This window comes from Bradyrhizobium sp. LeoB3 (genome assembly GCF_055456055.1).
Genome location: NZ_JBVBEF010000233.1, coordinates 1 through 2,981, shown reverse-complemented (window position 1 = coordinate 2,981; position 2,981 = coordinate 1). Strand labels below are relative to the sequence as shown.

Below are 2,981 nucleotides of genomic sequence, written 5' to 3'. Positions count from 1 at the left end.
CGTAGAACACCTGCAGCAGCAAGGCGCTCAGCAATTGCTCCGGAGGGATCGAAGGACGTCCCTCGCTGGCATAGAGCCTCCCAAGGCTGCGGTTCAAATCACTCAATACATCCCGGACAAGTTCCCGCACCTTCCGCAGCGGATGGTTCACTGGCACACGCTTATCCGGCGCGATGTACGAAAACAGGCCGCCTTGATCCGTAAACCTGCCGCGCATGAGCGTCTCCGCCGATTCGAGATGACAAAGTGAATCATCAAGCCCCCTCGGTGGCGAGGGGGTTCTTCAGCAGACTGCTAGAGGACACGGACGGCTTCGCGAGGCCGACGCGGCGATTTCCGGGAATGGATTTTGCGCTCAAGCTTGCACGCTCTCAACTTGGACGAAGGTGCCGTCGCCTGTTGCGGAACGCCGTATCGCCGCGCAGCGATGCTCTACAAATCGATCCGTTATCCAGCGTGAAGCAATCAGTGGGCAGCTAAGCAGCTGTATGCGTCCGGAGCTTGCAGATGACGTCACGTCTTGACAGGATTTTGGACTTTCCAAGTCCACGGCAGCAGCGCATCGAGGCGATTGATGGGATATCCGCCGGCCATCCGCGTGAGCACGTCGGTGAGATAAGCGTAGGGTTCGACGCCGTTCAGCTTGCAGGTTTCAATCAGCGAGCAGACGACGGCCCATCGATCGCCGCCACCGTCGCTTCCGGCGAACAGGTGATTCTTGCGGCCGAGCGCCACAGGACGGATCGCTCGCTCGACCGGATTGGTGTCAAGTTCGATGCGGCCATCATCCAGGAAGCGCGTCAGACCTTCCCAGCGCGAGAGCGCGTAACGGATCGCCTCGGCCAATGTGCTACGGCCGGCCACGCGCGGAAGCTGCACTTCCAGCCAGGTATGCAGAGCTTGCGCGACCGGCCTGGAGAAGGAACGCCGCTCGGCAAGCCGATGAGCGGACGACTGTCCGCGCACGCGCGCTTCGATAACGTAGAGTTCGCCGATACGGCGCAGTGCTTCGGCCGCGACCGGCGAACCGGTAGCCTCGGCGACTTCGTAGAACTTGCGCCGCGAATGCGCCCAACATGCGGCGAGCACGACGTCGCCTTTGCCGGTCAACCGTTCAAAGCCGGCATAGCCATCAACATGCAAGACGCCCTTGAAGTTCTCGAGATGCGACGCGGGACGTTCTGCTTTGCGATCTGGCGCGAACAAATAAACGGCAGCGGGCGGTTCCGGCCCACTCCACGGTCGCTGCTCGCGGGCATAGACCCACAGCCGCCCGGTTTTCGTGCGTCCGCGGCCCGGATCGAGCACGGGGATTGGCGTATCGTCGGCGAACAGATGGTCGGAGGCGAACACGTTCTGGCACAATCGATCGTGCAGTGCTTCCAGCCACCAACACGCGCCGCCAACCCATCCAGCCAGCGTCGAACGGCTGAGATCGACGCCGTGCCGGGCAAAGATCTGCGATTGTCGATAAAGCGGCGTGTGATCGCAATATTTGCTGACCAGCACCTGGGCGAGCAGCGCTGGAGTTGCCAATCCGCCGGCGATCACTCGTTCCGGTGCCGATGCTTGCACAGCCTTGTTACAGATGCGGCAAGCGTATTTCGGGCGGGTGATGCGCACCACACGAAGCTGCGCCGGCACCCAGTCCAGCATCTCGCTGACGCTTTCACCGATGGCATGGAGCGCGCCGCCACAACAACCGCAGATCTCGGCATCGACGTCGAGCAGAACGTCCTCGCGCGGCAGATGTTCGGGCAGCGGCTTGCGCCGCGACCGAGCTTCGAGCGTCTCTATTGCGACGACCGGACGGCTCTCCTGGATACGGGCGATATCGCCGTCAAGGTCTTCCAGCGCGAGCGCCAATTGATCGGCATCGAGGCGTTCGGAGCGACGTCCGAACTGCGCACGCTGGAGCTTCTTAATGATCAGCTGAAGACGTTCGATCTCACCGTCGCGGCTCTCGACGACAGCAGCCATGTCGCACACCAGGCGGTGCAACAGAGCGATATCGGACGGCAGATTTTCGAGGTCAAATCGCATGTTCGATTCTACTCGAACATGCTGATTCGAAGAAGCAACTTCACTATATTCTATGCGGGTTTCTGCAGTGTTTCAGCCAGCGAGAGCAGGCTTCCAGATGCGCTCGGGCGCGCGCCAGTCGATGCCTTCGATCAGCATCGCGAGCTGCGCCGGAGACAAAGTGATGCTGCCCTCATACCCCGTCATCCGCGGCCACACGAAGCCGCCCTGATCGAGCCGCTTGGTGAACAGGCACAACCCGTTGCCGTCCCAGAACAGGATCTTGATGATCTGTGCGCGTCTGCCCCGGAAGGCGAACAGATGGCCGCTGAACGGGTCCTTCTTCAGCGTGTCCTGGACCAGCATTGCCAGTCCGTCCATGCCCTTCCTCATATCGGTATAACCAAGCGCCAGGTGCACCTTCACGCCAGCCGGAACGATCATCATGGGGCAGCCTCCCGGTCGAGAACATGCCGGCGAACGACGTCCGGATCACTGCCGATTGGTGCAAAAACGCGACGACCATCTGTCAGATCAACCGCCGTCATGCCGTCGGGTGGCTGCAACAGATGGTGCAGAACAACCGGCGTCGACGACACGCCGGCTCCAGCTTCGGCCACCGCAACCGGCGCCAGCTGGGCGCGCTTGCCCTTGCCGAACCCAAGCTCCGCTCGCCAGCGGAACAACATGCTGGTGACGACACCGTGCCGTCGTGCAGCCGACGATACGGTCTCCCCAGGTCGTTCGGTCTCCAGCACGATGGCGAGCTTTTCTTCGTCGGTGAAGCTGCGGCGGCTCTGCTTCTCCGGTGTCGGAGGATCGTCATTCGGCGTGGCTGTCAAGAGCGATTCAGCCGCGCCATCCTTAGCACTAGGCTTAGCACTAGGTGGTGTGGACAGTTATCTAAGCCATAAGATGATGGCGGCGAGAGTGACGACAGCCCGGTAATTTCGAGCGGT

4 protein-coding genes are annotated in these 2,981 nt (G+C 61.5%); all 4 read right to left on the bottom strand.

Annotated elements, in window-relative coordinates; genetic code table 11:
- Positions 1-217 (bottom strand): transposase (locus tag ACZXDY_RS45215; RefSeq protein ID WP_464349925.1); only part of this gene is annotated, 217 nt, incomplete at its 3' end.
- Positions 218-513: 296 nt separating this feature from the next.
- Positions 514-1,980: an IS66 family transposase gene (gene tnpC, locus ACZXDY_RS45210; protein ID WP_463331837.1), complete on the bottom strand. Its 1,467-nt coding sequence runs from the start codon at positions 1,978-1,980 to the stop codon at positions 514-516.
- Between the two features lie 135 nt (positions 1,981-2,115).
- The gene (gene tnpB / locus ACZXDY_RS45205; RefSeq protein WP_463331834.1) at positions 2,116-2,469 is read right to left on the bottom strand and encodes an IS66 family insertion sequence element accessory protein TnpB; all 354 of its coding nucleotides are present in this window, start codon (positions 2,467-2,469) and stop codon (positions 2,116-2,118) included.
- A complete protein-coding gene (locus ACZXDY_RS45200; RefSeq protein WP_464349924.1) occupies positions 2,466-2,864 on the bottom strand; it encodes a transposase in 399 nt (132 codons plus the stop codon). The genes tnpB and ACZXDY_RS45200 overlap by 4 nt, the downstream gene beginning before the upstream one ends.
- Positions 2,865-2,981 lie beyond the last annotated feature (117 nt).

Coding starts and splice junctions, on each gene's coding strand:
- tnpC (WP_463331837.1), bottom strand. CDS start 1,980: ATGGCTGCTGTCGTCGAGAGCCGCGACGGTGAGATCGAACGTCTTCAG.
- tnpB (WP_463331834.1), bottom strand. CDS start 2,469: ATGATGATCGTTCCGGCTGGCGTGAAGGTGCACCTGGCGCTTGGTTAT.